Genomic DNA, 18,543 nt, shown 5'->3' with positions numbered 1-18,543 from the left:
GCCGAAACCCCGTCATGCCTCAATTTTTTCCCGGCACAGCCAGCGCGTCGGCGCGTTCTGCAAAATTTCCCGCTGCTGTCTGGAGGGCGGTCGATCGCTGACCACGTAGTGAAAATCGGCCATGGTGCCGTTTTGACAAAGGGCCGAACGGCCAAACTTGGTGCTGTCCGCCACCAGCACCTTCAGCGCGGCGCCGGCCAGCAGCGCATGGCGCGCCATCACTTCGTCATCGTTGAAATCGTAGAGCTCTCCCGCTTCCCCGATTCCCCCTACCGACACCACGCCTATCGCCACCCGATAGCGGCTGAAAAACGCCAACGCATCGCCGCCGATGATATCCAGATCCCGTTTTCGCATCCGTCCGCCGGCTACGGTTAGTTCACAGTAGGGCAGTTGGCTGAGCGATTGCGCCGCATGCAGGTTATTGGTGAATATGGTCAATCGGGTATCGGGGGGCAGGGCGCGAGCCGCCATCTCAACGGTGGTGCCCGTCCCCAGGAAACAGCTTGGATATTCGCCAAGCAGCGCGGCGACGCGTTCTCCAATCCAGCGTTTGCCCTCGACATTGACGATTTCCCGTTGCTGATAGCCGATATTCTCCCGCGCGAAAGGCGCCACCAGACCGTGCCGGCGCAGCAACAGACCCTGCTCGGTCAGTTCCCGTACATCGCTGCGCACGGTTTGCAGCGACACGCCGAAATGCTCGGCCAATTGCTCGATACTTTGCGCTCCCTGTTCGGTCACCATCATGGCGATTGCGCGGCGGCGTGCTTCCGGTGTCATTTCTCTCTCCCTGTACTGATACCCTGCGGAATACTACATCGAAAGTATTAAGCTATTACTACGAAATTAGCTGGTCATATTTTTGTCAGATTTCCCTGTTTTAATCATCACAACGAAAACCAGGGGATAGTCAATATGTATAAAAAAATAATCTTTGCCGCTTTGCCGCTGGCGACGCTTAGCTCGTCCGCGATAGCGGAAACCACACTAATGCTTTACACCAGCCAGCCTAATGAAGATGCCCAGATGACCGTCAACGCTTTTGAGCAGGCGCATCCCGACATCAAAGTGAACTGGATCCGCGATGGAACCACCAAACTCACCGCGCGCCTGCAGGCCGAGCTGGCCGCCGGCGGCGCGGCCCCGGACGTGCTGTTGATCTCCGACAGCGTGACGATGGAGTCGCTCAGACAACAGGATCTGCTGGCGCCGTACAAATCGCCGGAAGCGACCCGCTACGACCCCTCGCTCTATGATGCGGAGGGCTATTATTACGGCACCAAACTGATCACCACCGGGATCGCCTATCATCGTCAGGCGCCGGTGAAACCCGCTTCATGGCAGGATCTGCTCAAGCCCGAACTGAAAAACATGACCACCATGCCCAGTCCGCTCTATTCCGGCGCCGCGCTTATTCATCTGGCGACGCTGACGAATAATCCGCAGCTTGGCTGGGACTATTACCAGAAGCTGAAAGAGAACGGCGCCATGCCCCAGGGCGGTAATGGCGCGGTGCTGAGCGCTATTTCATCCGGCGGCAAAGCCTACGGCGTACTGGTGGACTTCATGGCGATCCGGGAAAAGGCCAAAGGCGCGCCGATTGAGTTTCTGTTTCCGCAGGAGGGCGTAAGCATCGTGACCGAGCCGGTCGCAATGCTGAAGAAAGCCAAAAGCCCCGACGCCGCCAAAGCCTTTATCGATTTCGTGCTGTCGGAGCAGGGACAGCAACTGGTGCTGAAGCAGGGCTATCTGCCGGCGCGCGCCGATCTGCCCGTACCGGAAGGTTTCCCGCCGCGCGATCAAATCAAGCTGATGGCGTTTGACGCCGGTAAAGCATTGGCCGAAGCCGAGCAGAACAAACAACGCTTTAGCCAACTGTTCGGAAGCCACTAAGCGATGAGTGGCGTTACAATGCGTTATCCTTCCAGCGGCAACCCTCCCAGGGGGTTGCTCTGGCTGTTGCTCGGCCTGGTTACGCTGCTTAGCCTGCTGCCCAGCATGCGTTTGTTGATCTCGGCGCTGTTCGACTGGCACCAGGGAGGGAACAGCAGCCTGTGGCGGGTGCTGTCCAGCCAATCCACCTGGGTCGCGCTGTACAACAGTTTATATACCAGCGGCGTGGGGACGTTGCTCTCTCTGTTGTTAGGCTGCCTTTTTGCCTTCTGTCTGGCGCTGACCGATATTCGCGCCAAGCAGATTTGGATCTTTCTGTTTATGCTGCCGATGATGATCCCGCCGCAGGTCACGGCGCTGAGCTGGCTGCAACTGTTCGGCCCCAGCAGCATTTTGCTGAACAGCTTGGGCATGGCGCCCACTTTCGGCAGTCCCAATCCGCTTTATTCCGCTGAAGGCATCGCCCTGTTGCTGGGCATCCAGCATGCGCCGCTGGTGTTTCTGGCGCTGCGCACCCAGTTGCTCTGCCTGCCCAAAGAGCAAATCGAAGCCGCGCGGCTGAACGGCGCTTCTTTGTGGCGGGTGTTTTGCGATATCGTCCTGCCGCTGTGCCGTACTTCGCTGTGGGCGGGCGGCGCCATCGCCTTCGTCTCGGCGCTGGGCAACTTCGGTATTCCCGCCATGCTGGGCATTCCCATTTCCTACTTTGTGCTGCCAACGCAGATCTACCAGACGATGGCTGGCTTCGGCCCTTCCATGATCAATCAGGTCGCGGCGCTGTCGGTACTGATGGGGGTGTTAGCGGTCGGCATCGTCATATTGCAGGGGCGATTGCAGCGGCGGCATGCATTGCCGCTTATCGGCATGGCCGGCCACGCGCTGGCGTTTCGGCTCGGCGCCTGGCGTTGGCCGACGGAGCTGATACTGGGCAGCGTGCTGTTTATGATCCTGGCCGCGCCCCTGCTGGCGTTAATCGCCACCTCGCTGGTGCCGACTCTGGGCGTGCCGCTGAACGGCGAGACGCTGACCTTCGCCGCTTACGGCACCATGCTGGAAGGGCAGAGCGCCACCTGGCGCGCGCTGACCAACAGTTTGCTGTTGTCAGTTTCAGCCGCCGGGGTGCTGATGATCTTGAGCCTGCCGCTCGCCTATCTGCTGGTGCGTTACCCCAGCCGGCCGCTGCGCTGGCTGCATAACGCGATCGATATTCCCTATACCTTGCCCGGCGTGGTGCTGGCGATTGCGTTTATTCTGCTGTTCGCCCGGCCGCTCCCCATCGTGAATATCACGCTGTACGGCACGCTGACGATCATTTTTCTGGCGTATTTGGCGCGCTTTCTCACGGTGTGCCTCAAGCCGGTTCACAGCGGTATGCTGCAACTGGATCCGGCGATGGAAGAGGCGGCCAGCCTGGCGGGAGCCGGTTTTTCGCAGCGGCTGCGCCATATCGTCCTGCCGCTGCTGGCGCCGGCGGCCTTCGCCGGCGCGCTGCTGGTGTTTCTGACCGCGGTCAACGAATTGACCGTCTCGGCCCTGCTGTGGAGCGCCGGCAGCGAAACGCTCGGCGTCGTCATTTTCAATCTGGATGAAAGCGGCAACAAGGTGCTGGCCTCCGCCGTTTCAGTGATGGTGGTGGCGCTGGTGGCGCTGGTTATGTTGTTGCTAAGCGGTCTAGGCCGCTATCTTCCCAAAGGAGTTATCCCATGGCAGAGCTGAAACTGGAACAGGTCAGTAAAAAGTTCGGCGAGCAGACCGTGGTGCGCGATCTGAGCTTAACCATTCCCGCAGGCGCCTTTACCGCGTTGCTTGGTCCCAGCGGCTGCGGTAAAACCACCACCTTGCGCATCATGGCCGGGCTGGAGCAGCTAAGCCAGGGACGGCTATCGCTGGGCGATAAAACGCTGGCCGACCAACGGCTGCATCTTCCCCCCGAAGAGCGCAACATGGGGATGGTGTTCCAATCCTATGCGCTGTGGCCGCATATGACGGTGGCGGAGAATGTGGGTTATCCATTGAAGCTGAAAAAGGTGAATGGCGCCGCCCGGCAAAAACGCGTGATGGAAGCGCTGGATGCGGTTGAACTCGCCGCCTGCGCCGATCGCTCCCCGCAGGATCTCAGCGGCGGACAGCGGCAGCGCGTCGCGCTGGCGCGCTGCCTGGTGTCGGAACCGCAGGTGATGCTGTTGGATGAACCGTTAGCCAACCTGGACCGGCACTTACGCGCCACCATGGAACAGACCTTCCGCGATTTTCACCGGCGTACCGGCGCAACTTTTGTTTACGTCACCCACGATCAGGCGGAGGCGATGGCGCTGGCCAGCCATATTGCGGTGATGCATCAGGGCGAACTGATGCAGTGGGGTTCCCCGCAGCAGTTGTATCAATATCCGCAGAATGCCTGGGTCGCGCGTTTTATCGGCAAGGGCAGCATATTAACGCTGCCGGTGGCCGATAATGCGGCCCGGTTGGACGGCGCTCAACTGCATAACGGGCTGGAACGCGTCTCTGCGGCTGGTCTGGGCCGGCCGATTCTGATTCGTCCCGAACATGTGGAAATCGCCGCCAGCGGCGCCGCCGCGCAGGTGGAGAGCTGTATCTATCAGGGAGAGCGTTATTTGCTGCAACTGCGGCTGGCCGACGGTCAGCCGCTCACCGCTTACCACCATTCCCCGGTGGATGAGCGGCAGCCGGTCGCGGTGCGTTTGCACCAGGGCTGGCGGCTGGAGGCGGCATGAGCGTCAGTATCAATATTCTCAGCGGTCTGCACGGCAAGGCGCCGGCGGCCATACTGGTGACCACGCCGTCGCAGCGCATTTTGCTTGATGCGGGCGGCGCGCTGGAGCCGGACGCCGAACTTTGGCCGCTCCCCGGCGATCTGGATGCGATCTTGCTGAGTCACGATCATGAGGATCACATCGGCGGCCTGACGCGTTTGCCGCCGCAGACGCCAGTATACTGCACCGAGATTACGGCCCGGTCGCTGCCTGCAGGCACGAATGTGCGGCCGATCCCGGTGCGCGGGCGATTTCATCTTGGATCGTTGACCGTCACCACCGGCAGCTGCGGCCATGCCTACGGCGGGGTTTGGTTTCATCTGGATTTGGCGGGCGGGCTGTTTTACAGCGGCGACGTCAGCCTGGAATCCGCGCTGTTCCGTTTTGATCGCCCCCCTGCGGCGCAGACGGCGCTGGTGGATGCTTCCTATGGTTTGTATGACGCCGCCCAGAACCGGCAGCGGGAGACGATACTGGCGCGGCTGGTTCAGCCTACGCTGTGTCCGGTGCCGCCTTCCGGCCGGGCGGTGGAAATGGCTTTGCTGCTGGCGCGCCGGAATGCCGCCGGCTTCACGCTGGATGAGCCTTGCCGGGCGATGCTGGAACGGATGGCGGAGTTTGACGACGGGAGCCTGCAACCCGGCGTACAGGACGAACTGAAAAGGCTGGCTCAGACATTGCCGGTTTTCTCACCGGCAATGCCGGTACTGCTGGCGGGCGATCCGGATGGACAGAGCGGCGCTGTCGGCGAACTGCGCGCCCGGCCCGGTTTCGGCCACCGCGTGCTGTTCACCGGCCACCTCAATCGGCATGCCCAGCGGCAGCGGCAGGCGGGCGAGATCGATTTCTGCCGTTGGAATGTCCATCCCACGCGGCAATGCCTGCAAAAACTGGTCGCAATGCTGGAATGCCGCCGTCTGGCGCCGTTATTCACGCCTATTGGCGCCACGGCGGATTGGCGGCGGGCGTTGGAATGCGACATTATGGATCGCCCGGTTATCAGGATGGAACGATGAATCTAATCTGCAAACCTTTTGTCTTTCTGCGCCACGGCGAAACGCCGCTTAACCGCGATCGGCTTATCGGCGGGCGCACCGATGTGCCGCTGACGGAAAACGGCGAACAGCAGGCGCGGGACGCGGCGCCTCTCTTGGCGAATCATGCCTGGAGCTGTATCGCCGTCAGCGATAAGCTGCGCGCCCGGCAAACGGCGGCGCTGGCGGTGCCCGGATTACCCAAACTGATCGTTCCCGATCTGCGCGAACGGGATTGGGGCGATCTGGAACTCCGGCCCTACGCGGAACAGCCGCCTTATGAACAGACGCCGCCCGGCGGCGAGTCCTGGGCCGATTTTTGCGCGCGCATTACCGGCGCGCTTAATCAACTGCTGCAACAATACGACACTCCGCTGATCGTCGCCCATTCCGGCGTGTTTCGCGTGCTTAGCCTGCTGGCCGCCGGTTCGCCTTACGGGCCGCGCATCGGCAACGCGGCGCCGATGTGGATCATGCCCGGCCGTTCTCCCGGCGGTTGGACGATCGCGCCGTTGGCGCAACGGGATGCCGCTAATTAACGCGTTATTTAACGGGTTATCGTGATGGAGAGTTGGAATCGGATATTGGGATTCTGTGGCGGCAGCCATACTCATACTTCTGTGCGGCAGGTCACTATTCTCTCCAGGCGTTTATCCCTTTTGCATCAATATCAATTGTCGGCATTACCGCTATTTTCCCATCATAGAAAAACGCTGAATTGCTGAATGAATAGATTTTGCCTGTCAGCCTGACCGTAATATGGTTTCCCATACCGGATACAGAAGCATCGCCGCGATCCGCCGTCAGAAATGGCGCCGAATTGCCTAGGGCTTCCATTGGGTCACCGTCAATACGGTGGTAGAGATAATAGCGATAGATATCAGAATCCGTCGCACCGGCGTCCTGGTATTGGGTGACATAAAGCCAGATGCTGTCGGTAAGCGACGTTTTACTGTAAAGCCGATCGTTGTAAGAACCTGACGACATATACTGAATAACGCAGAATCCGGCGACGGTAGCCAATAGCGCGGCGGTTAGCAACCGGTGGCCCCATTTAATAGCCGTGCTTATTTGCATAGTCTATCCCTTGTTGAATCCAAAATTGATCGCGGGGGTCATCGCCATAAGGCGGCTTTTGATACCAGAGCCCCCACGCAGGTTGTGACGTTCCTGCCCGGCTTTGCGCCCAGCCTGCTCCCATAAACAATATATTGGGCGGGATCCCTGCGGCAGTTCCGGTAGCGCCGTAATTAAAATTGCCAAAGTTGGCCCACGCGCGATCTTGCTGTTTGTAATCCCATGGTCCGCCGTTGCGAACTCGTTGGTAAAACCAGTAATACGTTTGCGGTGTTGCCATACCACGCGGCATTCCATTTCTGCGGGCTTCTCTCATGTTTTGATGCAGAAGGGGGAAACCGCCTGAAGGCATAAGGGGAATAACTGCCATTATTTTCTCCATTTAGGGCTGAGCATTCCTTGTGCGTCGAACATTTTTAGCAAAGAAAAAGGAATAAACCAGATGAAAAATGGATATTAAGAACATTCTCACTTTATTACTGACTGAAAATATCTGACAGACAAGACGAATAGTGATTTTCCGGTTTTCCACTGACGCTCTTGCGCCATCCGGCATTGCCAGCAAAAGCTGGCCGCTGCGTTGAAGCGTCGCATGGTTCCGTCTGCCTGGCGGGATTTCCCGCTTGTCATTAAACCGACTTATTTACTGCCTAAAATTTCCACTCCGATATAGAGTCCCAAAGAGGATACCCCAATGTTTTTTTCCCTGCGTCGTATGCGGGGCGCCGGTCTATGCCATTTTGTCAGCCATACGCCAGGCGCTCCGCCAGATCATGATATGTACCGATATCAGAGTACGCATTGTCCGCCGTTGCCGAACGGGAGGGGACGATGACGTCACTCGAATCTTCTTCTCCCGCGGCGATTACGATTGAAGGATTATCAAAATCCTTTGCCGGTCAGACGGTGCTTAACTCAATTTGCCTGCACGTTCCGCAAGGAACGACTCTGGCGCTGCTGGGGCCATCCGGCTGCGGTAAAAGCACCTTATTAAAGTTATTGGCCGGTTTGTTGCAGCCGGACGCCGGCTCCATCCATTTCGGCGATCGTCTGGTCGCCGACCATCGGCAATCTCTGCCGCCGGAACAACGCAATCTTGGCATGGTGTTTCAAGACTATGCGCTGTGGCCGCACATGACCGTGGCGCAAAACGTCGGCTTCCCTTTGCGGATGCGTAAGGTGCCGCGCGCCGAATGCCGTCAGCGGGTTGACGAGGTGCTGGCCCGTGTCGGCCTGGACGGTTTTGCCGATCGCAAGTCCGCCGATTTATCCGGCGGTCAGCAGCAGCGCGTCGGCCTGGCGCGCGCGATTGTCGCAGAGCCGCACATCCTGTTGTTCGACGAACCGTTATCCAATCTCGATCGGGATCTGCGCGAATCGCTTTGTCAGGAAATGGCGTCGCTTTTACGCCAATTAGGCACCACCGCCGTGTATGTCACGCACGATCGCGGCGAAGCAAATGCTCTGGCTCATCGTGTCGCCTACATGTCACAGGGTCAGATTACCGATATCACCATGCTCTAACACCGGGGAATAAACACAATGAAAAACACTTTGTTCAAAATGACTCAACGAGGCGTAATTATGGGTATTGCTCTCTCATTAGCGGCGGCGGGCAGCGCGCAAGCGCTGACGCTCTATACCGCCGGGCCGGGAGCGCTGGCGAAAAAACTGGCGGCGGGCTATGAAAAACAGACCGGCGTGAAAGTCGATGTTTTTCAGGCCACCACCGGTAAAGTGATGGCCAGGCTGGAAGCCGAACAGGCGAATCCGCGCGCGGACGTGCTGATTTCCGCCTCCTGGGATACGGCGACGGATCTACAGCAGCGCGGCTGGCTGCTGGAATTCGATAGCCCGAATGCGGCCACGGTGCCGGCCCAATTCAAAACGCCTTACTACGTGGCGCAAGGCATTTCCGCCCTGGGTATCGTATGGAACAGCAAGAGCGGTACGCCGGAGCCGAAAGACTGGGACGATCTGACCAAACCTGAGTTTAAGGATAAGGTGACCACCCCCGATCCCGCCCTTTCGGGCGCGTCGCTCGATCTGCTTATCGGCCTGCAGAACGCTCAACAGGAGCAGGCGTGGGCGATGTTCGATCGGTTGAAAGCCAACGGCATGATTATCGCCGGTCCTAACGCGCAGGCGTTAACGCCGGTATTGCAGGGCGCCAAAGCCGCGGTTTTCGGCGCTGTCGATTATGTGTCGTATGGCAGCATCGCCGCGGGCGAATCAATCAAAGTGATCTTCCCCGCCAGCGGCACGGTAATCGCGCCGCGGCCGATGATGATCTTGAAAAGCAGCAAAAATCAGCAGCAGGCCAAAGATTTCGTCAACTATATGCTCTCTCCCGAAGGGCAGAAAGCGGTGGCCGAATCCTGGCTGATGCCGGCGCGTGAGGATATCGATGCAAAACGCCCTCTGTTTAAGCAACTGAAACTGTTGCCGGAAGGGGATAGCGCCTCCACTTCCCGCGCCGCTATCCTGAATCGCTTTGCGGCCTTATTTGGCCAGCACTAAGCCGGTTCATTCATTTACGGACTAATGCGTTTGATGACAAACCTAACCCCACCCCAACCCTCCCCTTCGCAGGGGAGGGGGAAAGCCCGCTGTTTTTTAATGGATTAGCGCCTCCCCCTGACAAGGGGCGGTCTCTTATACACAAATCTAGGGACTCTGACGGGGGTTGGCCGTTACCCGGCGTAATTTAGCCGGAAGCCTGGGTTCGTAGGGGGGTGGCGTTTGAACCACCCTGCGTCGGGCGCGTGCTACGACGTAGCAGGGAAATGGCGGCTTTATCGCGCACGAAACTGTCTCTGAGTCTGCATAAGAATGTGACTAAGAGACAGCTGACAAGGGGGAGGCCGGGTGGGGGGCATTAATGGCAATGTTGCGAAGGTTGTCAACAGCCTGAGGAGTATCTGATGAACAAGTTTACGTTACTGCCGCCGCTCGTGGTGGCGGTACTCTTTGCTCTGGTCGGCATTCCGGTATTGTTCGTTGTGCTGCAGGCGATTTTTCCGCATTTGGGGGCCGGTTCGTTTGCGGCGCCTTTTAGCGCTTTCGCCGAGATTTTGGCGCAGGCGCGCCTGTTCGCTTTATTGAAGAATACGCTGTGGCTTGGATTCGGGGTCGCCTTGTGCTGCGCGTTAGTCGCCATTCCTCTCGGCGCCTTGCGCGGATTATTTGCGCTGCCGCTGGCCCGATTCTGGGATCTGCTGTTTTTGGTGCCTTTTCTGGTTCCGCCTTATATCGCCGGGTTGTCATGGATGCTGGCTTTGCAGCCTCGTGGATACGCCGAACAGCTATTGCCGATACAACCGGGCGATGCGCTGTTTTCATTGCCCGGCATGATCGGCGTGATGACGCTCAATATTTTCCCGGTGGTCTATTTTGCGGTTTCCCGCAGCATGTCCGCCAGCGGCAGCCGTTTGGCGGATGTGGCGCGCGTTCATGGCGCCAACGGCTGGCAGGCGTTTGTGCGGGTGACGTTGCCGTTGGCGCTGCCGGCTACGGCGGCCAGCCTGCTATTGGCCTTTACGTTGGCGATTGAAGAGTTCGGCATCCCGCAAGCGCTGGGCTCGCGGGCGGGTATTCAGGTATTGACCACTAATATCGAGCAGCGTTTAGCGGATTGGCCTATCGATTTGCCCGGTTCCGCCGTGTTGTCTTTGCTGTTGGTCGCTATCGCGCTTTGTGCGTTTACCCTGCAACGCGCCATTGTTGCGGGGCGTAACGTTGAAACCACGACGGGCAAACCCGCCGCGATCGTCGCCCGCCCGCTGGGGATCTGGCGCTGGCCGGCGTTGGCGCTGTTTGGCTGCGTCGGACTATTGGCCGTCGAGATCCCGATCGCATCGATGCTGGTCACCGCGTTTTCCGCCACCATCTCCAGCAGCATATCCTGGCAGAATTTAACCTGGCGGCATTTCGCGATGCTGTTTGATACGCAGAATGAAGCCTTGCCGGCGTTGACGACCAGCCTGTCGCTGGCGTTGGGCAGCGCATTAATCACCGGTTGCATCGGCTTTATGTCGTCATGGCTGGTGGTCGCCAAACGTATTCGCGGCGCGGCGCTGATTGATGGTTTGTCGATGTTGCCCGCCGCGGTGCCGGGGATCGTGATCGGGGTCGGGTTGATTCTGGCCTGGAACCAGAGTTTTTGGCCGGTGACGCCTTATAATACCTGGGGGATTTTGCTGCTGGCCTACTGTTGCCTGCTGCTGCCTTATCCCGTTCGCTACAGCAACGCGGCGCTGGCGCAGATTGGCGGCAATCTGGAGTCCGCCGCCCGCGTGCACGGCGCCGGCGCGGTGGCGGCGTTGCGGCTGATCGTGCTGCCATTGGTGTTCCCCAGCCTGCTGGCGGCGATGATGCTGGTGTTCGCCGTTGCGACGCGGGAGTTGGTCACGTCGCTGCTGCTATCGCCGGCGGGCGTGCAAACGGTCTCTATTTTTGTCTGGCGGCAGTTCGAGCAAGGCTCGGTCGGCGATGGGATGGCGATGGCCAGCGTTGCCGTTATCATCAGTCTGTCGGTGATGCTGCTGGCCTTGAGGTTATCTCAGCGGAAAATGCGATAATCAATAGGTCGTTTTTGCCGTTGCAAGATTCAAATTGCGCCGGAAGTGTATTAACCGGGTATCTAACGCCTCGGTATACAACATGGTATCCACGCCGACGGCAATGAAATTGGCGCCCCAGGAAATCGCTTTTTCCGCCATCTCCGTGTTGACGGCTAGGAAACCGGCGGCTTTACCGGCATGACGAATGCGTTTGATGCTTTGCTCAATCATTCGTTGTACCTCTGGATGCGCGGCGTTGTCGGGATATCCCAGCGACGCGGAGAGATCCGCCGGACCGATAAATATGCCGTCGATGCCGTCGACCTCCAGCAGCGCATCCAGATTATCTATCGCGGTTTTGCTTTCGGCCTGGATCAGCAGGCAAAGATCTTCATTCGCCCGCGCCATATAGTTATCCACTCGTCCCCAGCGGGCCGCCCGCGCCACGCTGGCGCCGACGCCGCGAGCGCCCTCCGGCGGATAGCGGGTCGCCGCCACCAGCTCGCGGGCCTGATCGGCGGTATCGATCATCGGCACCAGCAGCGTACGCGCGCCGATATCCAAGATCTGTTTTATCAGCGCGCGCTGGCCCTCAATCGGCCTGATCACCGGATGACTGCGGTACGGCGCAATGGCCTGTAGCTGATGATAGAGATCCTGAACGGTGTTCGGCGCATGTTCGCCATCCACCAATAGCCAATCGTAACCGCTGGTGGCGGCGATTTCCGCCAGATATGAGGACGTGCTGCTTAACCATAGCCCGATTTGCGTGTCGCCGCGCGCCAAACCAGCTTTAAACGGATTGTGTAACGGATCGTGCATAATATCTTCCTGTAAGCGTGTTGAGCGGTCACGGCATCAGGCCGCGACCTTTTATACCCTTCATCTTTCAAGCCGCAGGCGCGTTGGCTGCGTTTAATTCCTCGGCCCATCCCTGGTCTCACCCCCTGGGGCCGCCGCAAGCGGCGTTACAGGCCTATGAATGAACCTCGCCCATAACGGGCCGATGCGTTGCGTTGTTCAAAACGACAGCGTTTTGTCCTGCAACCCGAAATCTATTGGGTATTTTCTTAATGGGTATATGGCCGCTTAATCACGCCATCGGGATTGAGTTCCACGCCGAAGCCGGGTTTATCGAGAGCCGATTTATGCAAACGGCCGTTTTGCGGCACCGGTTCGTTCAGCAGCAGCGGATAGAATTGCGGCCGCAGTTCGCTGCAATCCGGGCTGGTCATGATAATTTCGCTAAACGGGCTGTTGGTGAACGTAATTACGGCGTGATGGGAGTAGACGGAGGAGCCGTGAGGAACCACCAGTTGACCGCGGGATTTGGCGAGGGCGGCGATCTCCAGCAGCGTGGTTAAGCCCCCGCACCAGCCAACGTCGGGCTGAATGATGTCGATGCCGGTTTCGCACAGCGTGCGGAAGGATTGCAGCGTGCCGTGATGCTCGCCGCTGGTTACCATCATGCCCGGCGGCGTGCGCTGTTTTAGCTCACGGTAGCCTTCGTATTGCTGCGGCGGCAGGCACTCTTCGATCCATTTCAGGTTGTAAGGCGCGCAGGCGTGCGCCAGTTTGACGGCGTAATTCACATCCTGGCTCATCCAGCAGTCCAGCATAAGCCAGAAGTCGGGGCCGCATTTCTCACGGAAGGACGCCACCATGGCGGCATCTTTCCGGATACCGGCATCGCCGTCGTGCGGTCCCCAGTGCGTGGGCATTTTGCCGCCGATAAATCCCATTTCCTTCGCCAGATCGGGGCGCGCGCCCGTCGCGTAAAAGCGGATCTCGTCGCGTACCGCGCCGCCCAGCAGCTGGTATACCGGCAATCCCACGACTTTGCCGAATAGATCCCACAGCGCCAGGTCGACGCAGGAAACCGTATTCATCACCAGACCGCCGGAACCGGCATAATACATGGTCGCATTCATCATCTGATCGTGGATGAGTTTGATATCGCTGACGCATTTCCCCTCAATAAAGCGATTCAGATGCTTCTCGACGATAAAACAACCCATTTCGCCGCCGGTCGAGATGGCGAAACCGATCTGCCCGTTGTCGGCTTCCACCTCCACAATCAGGGTGCCGAGCACGTTGATGCCGAACGACTGACGCGATTGTTCATACTCTTTATATTTGCTCATCGGCGTGGCGATGTGATCGTCGATCCAGTGATCGGCGCCCTGATCGTGGTAATCCCCGCCGCCGCCGGCGTTGTCTGCGGTAGCGCCGCCGGCGAAGTAGGCTCGGACTGTTTTAATTTTTGGCAAGGTCATCTAAATACTCCTTTATGAAGCGTGTTGATCTAACGGACTGCGCCAGCCCAGCAGGCGGGAAATATCTCTGGCGCAGGCGATGGCCCGGCTGGCGAGATATTCACGATTGTCCTCGCTGATTTGCAGACTTGTGCCCACTAATGAGATTGCCGCCGTCAGTTCGTTGCGGGCATTGAAAATAGGCGCGGCGACGCAGCGCACATCGGGATAGTCTTCACCGTTATCGAAACTCCACCCCTGGCGGCGGATACGCGTCAATTCCGCTTTAAGGGCGTCCGCATTCTTGAGCGTATGCGGCGTTACCGCGGCAAAGCGCAGGCCGGCGATAATCCGTTCCTGTTCTTCCTCCGATTGCCAGGCCAGCAGGCATTTGCCGATGCCGGAACGATAAAGCGACAGGCTTTTCCCTTCATGCGAACGAACGCTGATGGTGGATGTCGATTCGATTTTGAGAATGTAATAGGCGTTGCCGTTGTCGATGATCCCCAGGTGACAGAGCAGATCGGTCTCCTGCATCAGGAGCGTCAGGCGTTTGCGGGCTATATCGCGGATATCCATGCGTTCCAGCGCATGGCCGGCCAATTCGACCAACCGTGTCCACAGGCAGTAGTTGTCATAAATATCCATGGTAATGAAACGCTGCCGTTTCAGCTCCGCCAGCAGCAGATAGGTGCTGCTTTTCGGTAAGGCGAGTCCCTCAATAATTTCAGCCGCCGTACAGGGGCCGCGCTGAGAAATAAAGTGGAGAATGGCGATAGCGCGAGTAAGCGCTGGAACAGACGTCGTTTCCAACATACTGGACTCCGGTTTGATAATATGGAGACAGTTTTAATCCGATGCGGATCAGGAAATGCGACCGACTTCAAAATCAAAGGTTTTATTCCCGGCACTTCCGAAGGCGAATGCGAAGAATGTGATGTATTTCATATCGCGAGTACAATATATTAAATTCGTGCGATGAAACGGAATATCCATAAATTTAAAAAGCCGCAATCCAGCCCATTGTACTTCGGGTTTAAAAAACCGTGCTCAAAACCACAATTAATATTTTTCATCGCCGTCTTTTTCTTCAAACTTGGATTATTTTGATAGGTATCACAAAAATGATTCCCTTTTCCATAGAGATTGTTTTTATGGATTGAGACTTGAGTCCAGTATTTTGGAATGTTTATCTGGTTAGAACATCATTATGTTAACGATCATTTTGTTTGCTTAAGAAGTAATGTTTTTATTTTTAATGCCAGGCGGATTTAAAAGCCATAAAAAATCAAGAGGAATTTGTATGACGGTTTTTCCTGTGAAACACAACAAATTGTTATGTAAGAAAGACGTTCTGCTTCCCAAAAATACGTTAAATGAGAAAATATTAGCTGTTATTAACAATTTAATAAATATACGTGATGAAACAGGGGAATTTCTCATTCATCTTGACGATGGCCGGGTTGTTGATTCGAAAAGCTGGAATAGCTGGGAATGGACGCAAGGCGTCGGTCTGTACGGAATTTACCAATATTATAACCAAACGAATGATCCGGATATCAAAGAGATTATGGATCAATGGTTCGCCGAACAGTTCGCCAAAGAAGACGTGCCGATAAAAAATGTCAATACGGTTTGCCCATTGTTAACGCTTGCTTATCTTTATGAGGAAAATCCGTGTTCTCGTTGGCGGGGTTATCTGGAATCCTGGGCGGAATGGGTATTATATGCAATGCCGCGGACGGATTATCAGGGATTGCAGCATATTAATTCCAACCGGGAAAATCACCAGCAGCTGTGGGACGATACCTTAATGATGTGCGCTTTGCCCTTAATGAAAATAGGCCGTTTACTGGATCGGCCTGAATTTGTTGAGGAAGCCGTCTACCAGTTTTTATTCCATACGCAGCAGCTGATGGATAAGAAAAGCGGGTTATGGTTCCATGGCTGGACATTTGACGGGAATCATAATTTCGCCAATGCGCTCTGGGCCAGAGGTAACTGTTGGATTACCATCGCCATCCCCGATCTTCTTGAGCTTCTTGACGTACCACCCGAAAATGCGACGCGGCGTTATTTGCAGCAGGTTCTTGAACGTCAAATCAAAACATTGGCGGAATGTCAGGATGAAAGCGGTCTATGGCATACCTTGCTCGACGATCCGTCGTCGTATCTGGAAAGTTCCGCTACGGCGGGGTTCGCTTATGGAATATTGAAAGCCGTTCGTAAACGTTACATTAGCAAAGATTATGCGGAAATAGGCGAAAAGGCGATTAAAGGAATATTGGATAATATTGATGATAACGGGCAGCTAAATAAGGTTTCTTTTGGCACCGCCGTCGGCCGGGATCTGGACTTTTATCGCAATATTCCTATTACGCCAATGCCTTATGGACAATCAATGGCAATACTGGCGCTGACGGAATACTTTAGAGTTTATATTTAATGTCTTTATGAATTAAATATTAACTATTAGATAGTGTTGTCGTCACTAAACCCACCCTGTTCGATTTAATAAGAATTTGGGGAGGGTTTTTATTGCCATCAGCAGGATAAGCCCCGGCGACCTAAACCGAAAATGAGGGTAGGTAATAGTATGAATTCAATAATTCGTTCCACTCTATTAATTATGGCGACGTTGTCGCTTCCGTTGACCAGCCTGGCGGAAACCATTGAGCTGCGTATGTCATGGTGGGGGGCAATCAGAGACACCAGGCTACGCGCCAGGCGCTTGATGCTTTTGAACAGGCGTATCCGGGTATAAAGGTAAGATCCGAACCGGGAGGTTTTGACGGACAATTACAGCGGTTGGCGACGCAGGTCGCCGGCAATTCGGAGCCGGATGTCATGCAAATCAACTGGAACTGGCTGCCGGTTTTTTCCAAAAATGGCGATGGCTTTTATGATCTGAATAAACTGGACAAGGATCTTGACCTATCCCAATTCAGCGAACGCGGGAAAAGTATGACGATGCGTAAGGGAATACTCAATGGCGTTCCGGTTTCTCTTACCGCCCGTCTTTTTTACTACAATGCGGAACCGTGGAAAAAAGCGGGCTTAAGCTACCCAAAAACATGGGATGAACTATTTGCGGCCGGGAAGGTGTTTAAAGAAAAGCTGGGGCCGGATTATTATCCGCTATCCATTTATCCCAACTCCGAGATTGTGGCCATTCTGAACACCTATATGGTTCAAAAGTATAATATTCCTATGGTGGATGAGGACAAAAAGACATTTAATTACACCAAAGAACAATGGATGGACTTTTTTGGTTTCTATAAAAAATTAATAGATGAGCATGTTATTCCGCCGGCCGTTTCGTATTATGCCTCTTTCGGGAAGTCCAATCCCTGGGAAATAAAACCCTGGATGAACGGCCAGCTAGGAGGAAAATATCTTTGGACCACGGATGGCATCTATGCGCCTAATTTGAAAGATCCTGCCGATTATGTTCTTGGCCCGTTCATTTTACTGCCCGGCGCTAAAGAATCAGGGCTATTCTTCAAACCGGGGCTGATTTTTTCCATCGGGAAAAATACGCGCCATCCCAAAGAAACGGCGCAATTGGTGAATTTTTTACTCAACGATCCCAGAGGCGTCACGCCAATGGGATTGCACCGGGGGATACCGTTAAGCCAAAAAGCGGTACAGATTCTCCAGGAACAGAAGATGATTGATGCTGATAATTTACAATTAAACTCTCTGCATCAGATGGAAGGGTTAATCGGCGACATCGACGTATCCACTTTTCTGGAGGATGCGAAATTTCAAACGGTTATGACCACGTATATTGAACGGTTGGAACAAGGAAAAATTTCTCTGGATGAAATCTCTACGGCATTTCCAAAAGAGGCCGAACGGTTATTAAAACGGTTCTTCTAGCATATGGCTGCCGGCCGTGAAAATGGGCACGTCCGCTGGATAACCTATTTTCCGGCAAGCAGAACATCCGCCAGCCAGACTCCAATGTCAATCATGCTAAGTGATTGACATTTTTATGGCTATTTTGTTTGCAGTTGTTGTAAAAGCGATGGAATATTATCCGTTGTGCAATAGTAGTCCGCATTCGGATAATCAGACGCCGAGCCGATGAAAACAGACGTTTGCGCATTATCTAACATGGCGAAATCATTGGCGTCATTACCAAAAGCCACGACTTTATTGAAGTCTAATCCCAATCTGGCCAGAGCAAGATACTTGTTTTCTTTCTGCGGAGTGATGTCAAATAAATTATCGCTTTTATGGTGATGGATATTGAATTTATAACCATTCATACTTAAAAAGTCATCGACGGCTTTTCTGCTTGCACCATCCAGAATGAGTATTTTGCTGACGCCGGTCTCCAATAGCGTATCTTCTGCTACTTCATCATCTGATAATGTTCTTATATATGCGTGAAAATCATGATGTTTTTGAGATACTGAATAACTCCAGTCGCTGTCTAATATATAAGGTATATTCTCTTTTCTTAGGAAGGTGACTATTTTGTCAGAAAAATTCGGGTCAAAGAAGTTTGAAAAAATGAATTTTTTATTCTGCCATACCATGCCGCCATTACATCCTACCATAAGGCAGTTTTGGAGATAGTCAGGAATTAAAGGCAACATATCTCTTACTGGTCTGGCGGATGCAAATATTATTTTATTATTGTTAGATACCCATTCTATTTTTCGTGCAATTACATTTTTTATCGGCTTTCCGTTTTCAACAATAGTACCATCCAAATCAAAAACATATGTTTTCATGTTAATTATCAACTTGTCATTACATTATTTAATTAGCGCGCCTTTATCTTAACACACGCAAGAAGTGTCGGGTGAGTCGGATGGGATATTCGCGTTCTTTGTTGCCGCGAAAGCGCGGAATAACATGAATGTCATGATTCGGGGTTACAGTTACGGGGTAAAAATCATGTTTAACAGTGGGTTATCTCCAATGGGCCGAC

16 protein-coding genes and 1 pseudogene are annotated in these 18,543 nt (G+C 54.9%); 10 read left to right on the top strand and 7 right to left on the bottom strand.

What is annotated here, in order from left to right; all coding sequences use genetic code 11:
- Window positions 1–12 precede the first annotated feature (12 nt).
- Window positions 13–783 (bottom strand): DeoR/GlpR family DNA-binding transcription regulator, encoded by a 771-nt coding sequence (locus HC231_RS20965; protein ID WP_208228602.1) that lies wholly within the window; start codon window positions 781–783, stop codon window positions 13–15.
- A gap of 135 nt (window positions 784–918) precedes the next feature.
- Between HC231_RS20965 and HC231_RS20960 the strand changes: the two genes are divergently transcribed.
- From HC231_RS20960 to HC231_RS20940, 5 genes are read left to right on the top strand one after another with little or no spacing between them, the layout of a single operon-like run.
- Window positions 919–1,896 carry an ABC transporter substrate-binding protein gene (locus HC231_RS20960; RefSeq protein ID WP_208228601.1) on the top strand — a complete coding sequence of 326 codons (978 nt, stop codon included), beginning with the start codon at window positions 919–921 and terminating at the stop codon, window positions 1,894–1,896.
- Window positions 1,897–1,899: 3 nt separating this feature from the next.
- On the top strand, window positions 1,900–3,612 hold the full coding sequence (locus tag HC231_RS20955; protein WP_208228600.1) for an ABC transporter permease: 1,713 nt from the start codon (window positions 1,900–1,902) through the stop codon (window positions 3,610–3,612).
- Entirely contained in the window at window positions 3,600–4,631 is a 1,032-nt protein-coding gene (locus HC231_RS20950) for an ABC transporter ATP-binding protein (RefSeq protein ID WP_208228599.1), read from the top strand. The genes HC231_RS20955 and HC231_RS20950 overlap by 13 nt, the downstream gene beginning before the upstream one ends.
- Window positions 4,628–5,686, top strand: a complete 1,059-nt coding sequence (locus HC231_RS20945) for an MBL fold metallo-hydrolase (protein ID WP_208228598.1) — start codon at window positions 4,628–4,630, stop codon at window positions 5,684–5,686. The genes HC231_RS20950 and HC231_RS20945 overlap by 4 nt, the downstream gene beginning before the upstream one ends.
- Window positions 5,683–6,243, top strand: coding sequence for a histidine phosphatase family protein (locus HC231_RS20940; protein WP_208228597.1), 561 nt, complete (start codon window positions 5,683–5,685; stop codon window positions 6,241–6,243). The genes HC231_RS20945 and HC231_RS20940 overlap by 4 nt, the downstream gene beginning before the upstream one ends.
- Before the next feature lie 94 nt (window positions 6,244–6,337).
- Here HC231_RS20940 and HC231_RS20935 read toward each other — a convergent pair whose 3' ends face one another.
- Together HC231_RS20935 and HC231_RS20930 are read right to left on the bottom strand one after the other, a co-directional pair.
- Complete coding sequence (locus HC231_RS20935; RefSeq protein ID WP_208228596.1) at window positions 6,338–6,781, bottom strand: hypothetical protein; 444 nt, start codon at window positions 6,779–6,781, stop codon at window positions 6,338–6,340.
- Entirely contained in the window at window positions 6,759–7,151 is a 393-nt protein-coding gene (locus HC231_RS20930) for a polymorphic toxin type 44 domain-containing protein (protein ID WP_208228595.1), read from the bottom strand. The genes HC231_RS20935 and HC231_RS20930 overlap by 23 nt, the downstream gene beginning before the upstream one ends.
- A gap of 461 nt (window positions 7,152–7,612) precedes the next feature.
- Between HC231_RS20930 and HC231_RS20925 the strand changes: the two genes are divergently transcribed.
- From HC231_RS20925 to HC231_RS20915, 3 genes are all read left to right on the top strand, one after another.
- A complete protein-coding gene (locus HC231_RS20925) occupies window positions 7,613–8,305 on the top strand; it encodes an ABC transporter ATP-binding protein (protein ID WP_208228594.1) in 693 nt (230 codons plus the stop codon).
- A gap of 18 nt (window positions 8,306–8,323) precedes the next feature.
- Entirely contained in the window at window positions 8,324–9,301 is a 978-nt protein-coding gene (locus tag HC231_RS20920; RefSeq protein WP_208228593.1) for an ABC transporter substrate-binding protein, read from the top strand.
- A gap of 404 nt (window positions 9,302–9,705) precedes the next feature.
- Window positions 9,706–11,361: an ABC transporter permease gene (locus tag HC231_RS20915; protein WP_208228592.1), complete on the top strand. Its 1,656-nt coding sequence runs from the start codon at window positions 9,706–9,708 to the stop codon at window positions 11,359–11,361.
- On the opposite strand, the gene yfaU is transcribed toward HC231_RS20915, so the two are convergent.
- From yfaU to HC231_RS20900, 3 genes are all read right to left on the bottom strand, one after another.
- Complete coding sequence (gene yfaU, locus HC231_RS20910; protein ID WP_208228591.1) at window positions 11,362–12,165, bottom strand: 2-keto-3-deoxy-L-rhamnonate aldolase; 804 nt, start codon at window positions 12,163–12,165, stop codon at window positions 11,362–11,364.
- Between the two features lie 248 nt (window positions 12,166–12,413).
- Window positions 12,414–13,619: an L-rhamnonate dehydratase gene (gene rhmD, locus HC231_RS20905; RefSeq protein ID WP_208228590.1), complete on the bottom strand. Its 1,206-nt coding sequence runs from the start codon at window positions 13,617–13,619 to the stop codon at window positions 12,414–12,416.
- Window positions 13,620–13,631: 12 nt separating this feature from the next.
- Window positions 13,632–14,414 (bottom strand): IclR family transcriptional regulator, encoded by a 783-nt coding sequence (locus tag HC231_RS20900; RefSeq protein WP_208228589.1) that lies wholly within the window; start codon window positions 14,412–14,414, stop codon window positions 13,632–13,634.
- 487 nt (window positions 14,415–14,901) lie between these two features.
- Between HC231_RS20900 and bglB the strand changes: the two genes are divergently transcribed.
- Entirely contained in the window at window positions 14,902–16,044 is a 1,143-nt protein-coding gene (gene bglB / locus HC231_RS20895; RefSeq protein ID WP_208228588.1) for a beta-galactosidase BglB, read from the top strand.
- A gap of 150 nt (window positions 16,045–16,194) precedes the next feature.
- Window positions 16,195–17,480: pseudogene (locus HC231_RS20890) on the top strand (ABC transporter substrate-binding protein).
- A 119-nt stretch (window positions 17,481–17,599) separates the two neighbouring features.
- Here HC231_RS20890 and HC231_RS20885 read toward each other — a convergent pair.
- Window positions 17,600–18,343 carry an HAD-IIB family hydrolase gene (locus HC231_RS20885; RefSeq protein ID WP_208228587.1) on the bottom strand — a complete coding sequence of 248 codons (744 nt, stop codon included), beginning with the start codon at window positions 18,341–18,343 and terminating at the stop codon, window positions 17,600–17,602.
- Between the last annotated feature and the right edge of the window lie 200 nt (window positions 18,344–18,543).

The organism is Brenneria izadpanahii (genome assembly GCF_017569925.1).
GTDB classification, from domain to species: Bacteria; Pseudomonadota; Gammaproteobacteria; order Enterobacterales; family Enterobacteriaceae; genus Brenneria; species Brenneria izadpanahii.
This window is presented reverse-complemented; position numbering and strand designations above follow the sequence as displayed.

Excerpts from the sequence above, each read along its gene's own strand:
- HC231_RS20965 (WP_208228602.1), bottom strand. The coding sequence starts at position 783 with ATGACACCGGAAGCACGCCGCCGCGCAATCGCCATGATGGTGACCGAA.
- HC231_RS20960 (WP_208228601.1), top strand. The coding sequence starts at position 919 with ATGTATAAAAAAATAATCTTTGCCGCTTTGCCGCTGGCGACGCTTAGC.
- HC231_RS20955 (WP_208228600.1), top strand. The coding sequence starts at position 1,900 with ATGAGTGGCGTTACAATGCGTTATCCTTCCAGCGGCAACCCTCCCAGG.
- HC231_RS20950 (WP_208228599.1), top strand. The coding sequence starts at position 3,600 with ATGGCAGAGCTGAAACTGGAACAGGTCAGTAAAAAGTTCGGCGAGCAG.
- HC231_RS20945 (WP_208228598.1), top strand. The coding sequence starts at position 4,628 with ATGAGCGTCAGTATCAATATTCTCAGCGGTCTGCACGGCAAGGCGCCG.
- HC231_RS20940 (WP_208228597.1), top strand. The coding sequence starts at position 5,683 with ATGAATCTAATCTGCAAACCTTTTGTCTTTCTGCGCCACGGCGAAACG.
- HC231_RS20935 (WP_208228596.1), bottom strand. The coding sequence starts at position 6,781 with ATGCAAATAAGCACGGCTATTAAATGGGGCCACCGGTTGCTAACCGCC.
- HC231_RS20930 (WP_208228595.1), bottom strand. The coding sequence starts at position 7,151 with ATGGCAGTTATTCCCCTTATGCCTTCAGGCGGTTTCCCCCTTCTGCAT.
- HC231_RS20925 (WP_208228594.1), top strand. The coding sequence starts at position 7,613 with ATGACGTCACTCGAATCTTCTTCTCCCGCGGCGATTACGATTGAAGGA.
- HC231_RS20920 (WP_208228593.1), top strand. The coding sequence starts at position 8,324 with ATGAAAAACACTTTGTTCAAAATGACTCAACGAGGCGTAATTATGGGT.
- HC231_RS20915 (WP_208228592.1), top strand. The coding sequence starts at position 9,706 with ATGAACAAGTTTACGTTACTGCCGCCGCTCGTGGTGGCGGTACTCTTT.
- yfaU (WP_208228591.1), bottom strand. The coding sequence starts at position 12,165 with ATGCACGATCCGTTACACAATCCGTTTAAAGCTGGTTTGGCGCGCGGC.
- rhmD (WP_208228590.1), bottom strand. The coding sequence starts at position 13,619 with ATGACCTTGCCAAAAATTAAAACAGTCCGAGCCTACTTCGCCGGCGGC.
- HC231_RS20900 (WP_208228589.1), bottom strand. The coding sequence starts at position 14,414 with ATGTTGGAAACGACGTCTGTTCCAGCGCTTACTCGCGCTATCGCCATT.
- bglB (WP_208228588.1), top strand. The coding sequence starts at position 14,902 with ATGACGGTTTTTCCTGTGAAACACAACAAATTGTTATGTAAGAAAGAC.
- HC231_RS20885 (WP_208228587.1), bottom strand. The coding sequence starts at position 18,343 with ATGAAAACATATGTTTTTGATTTGGATGGTACTATTGTTGAAAACGGA.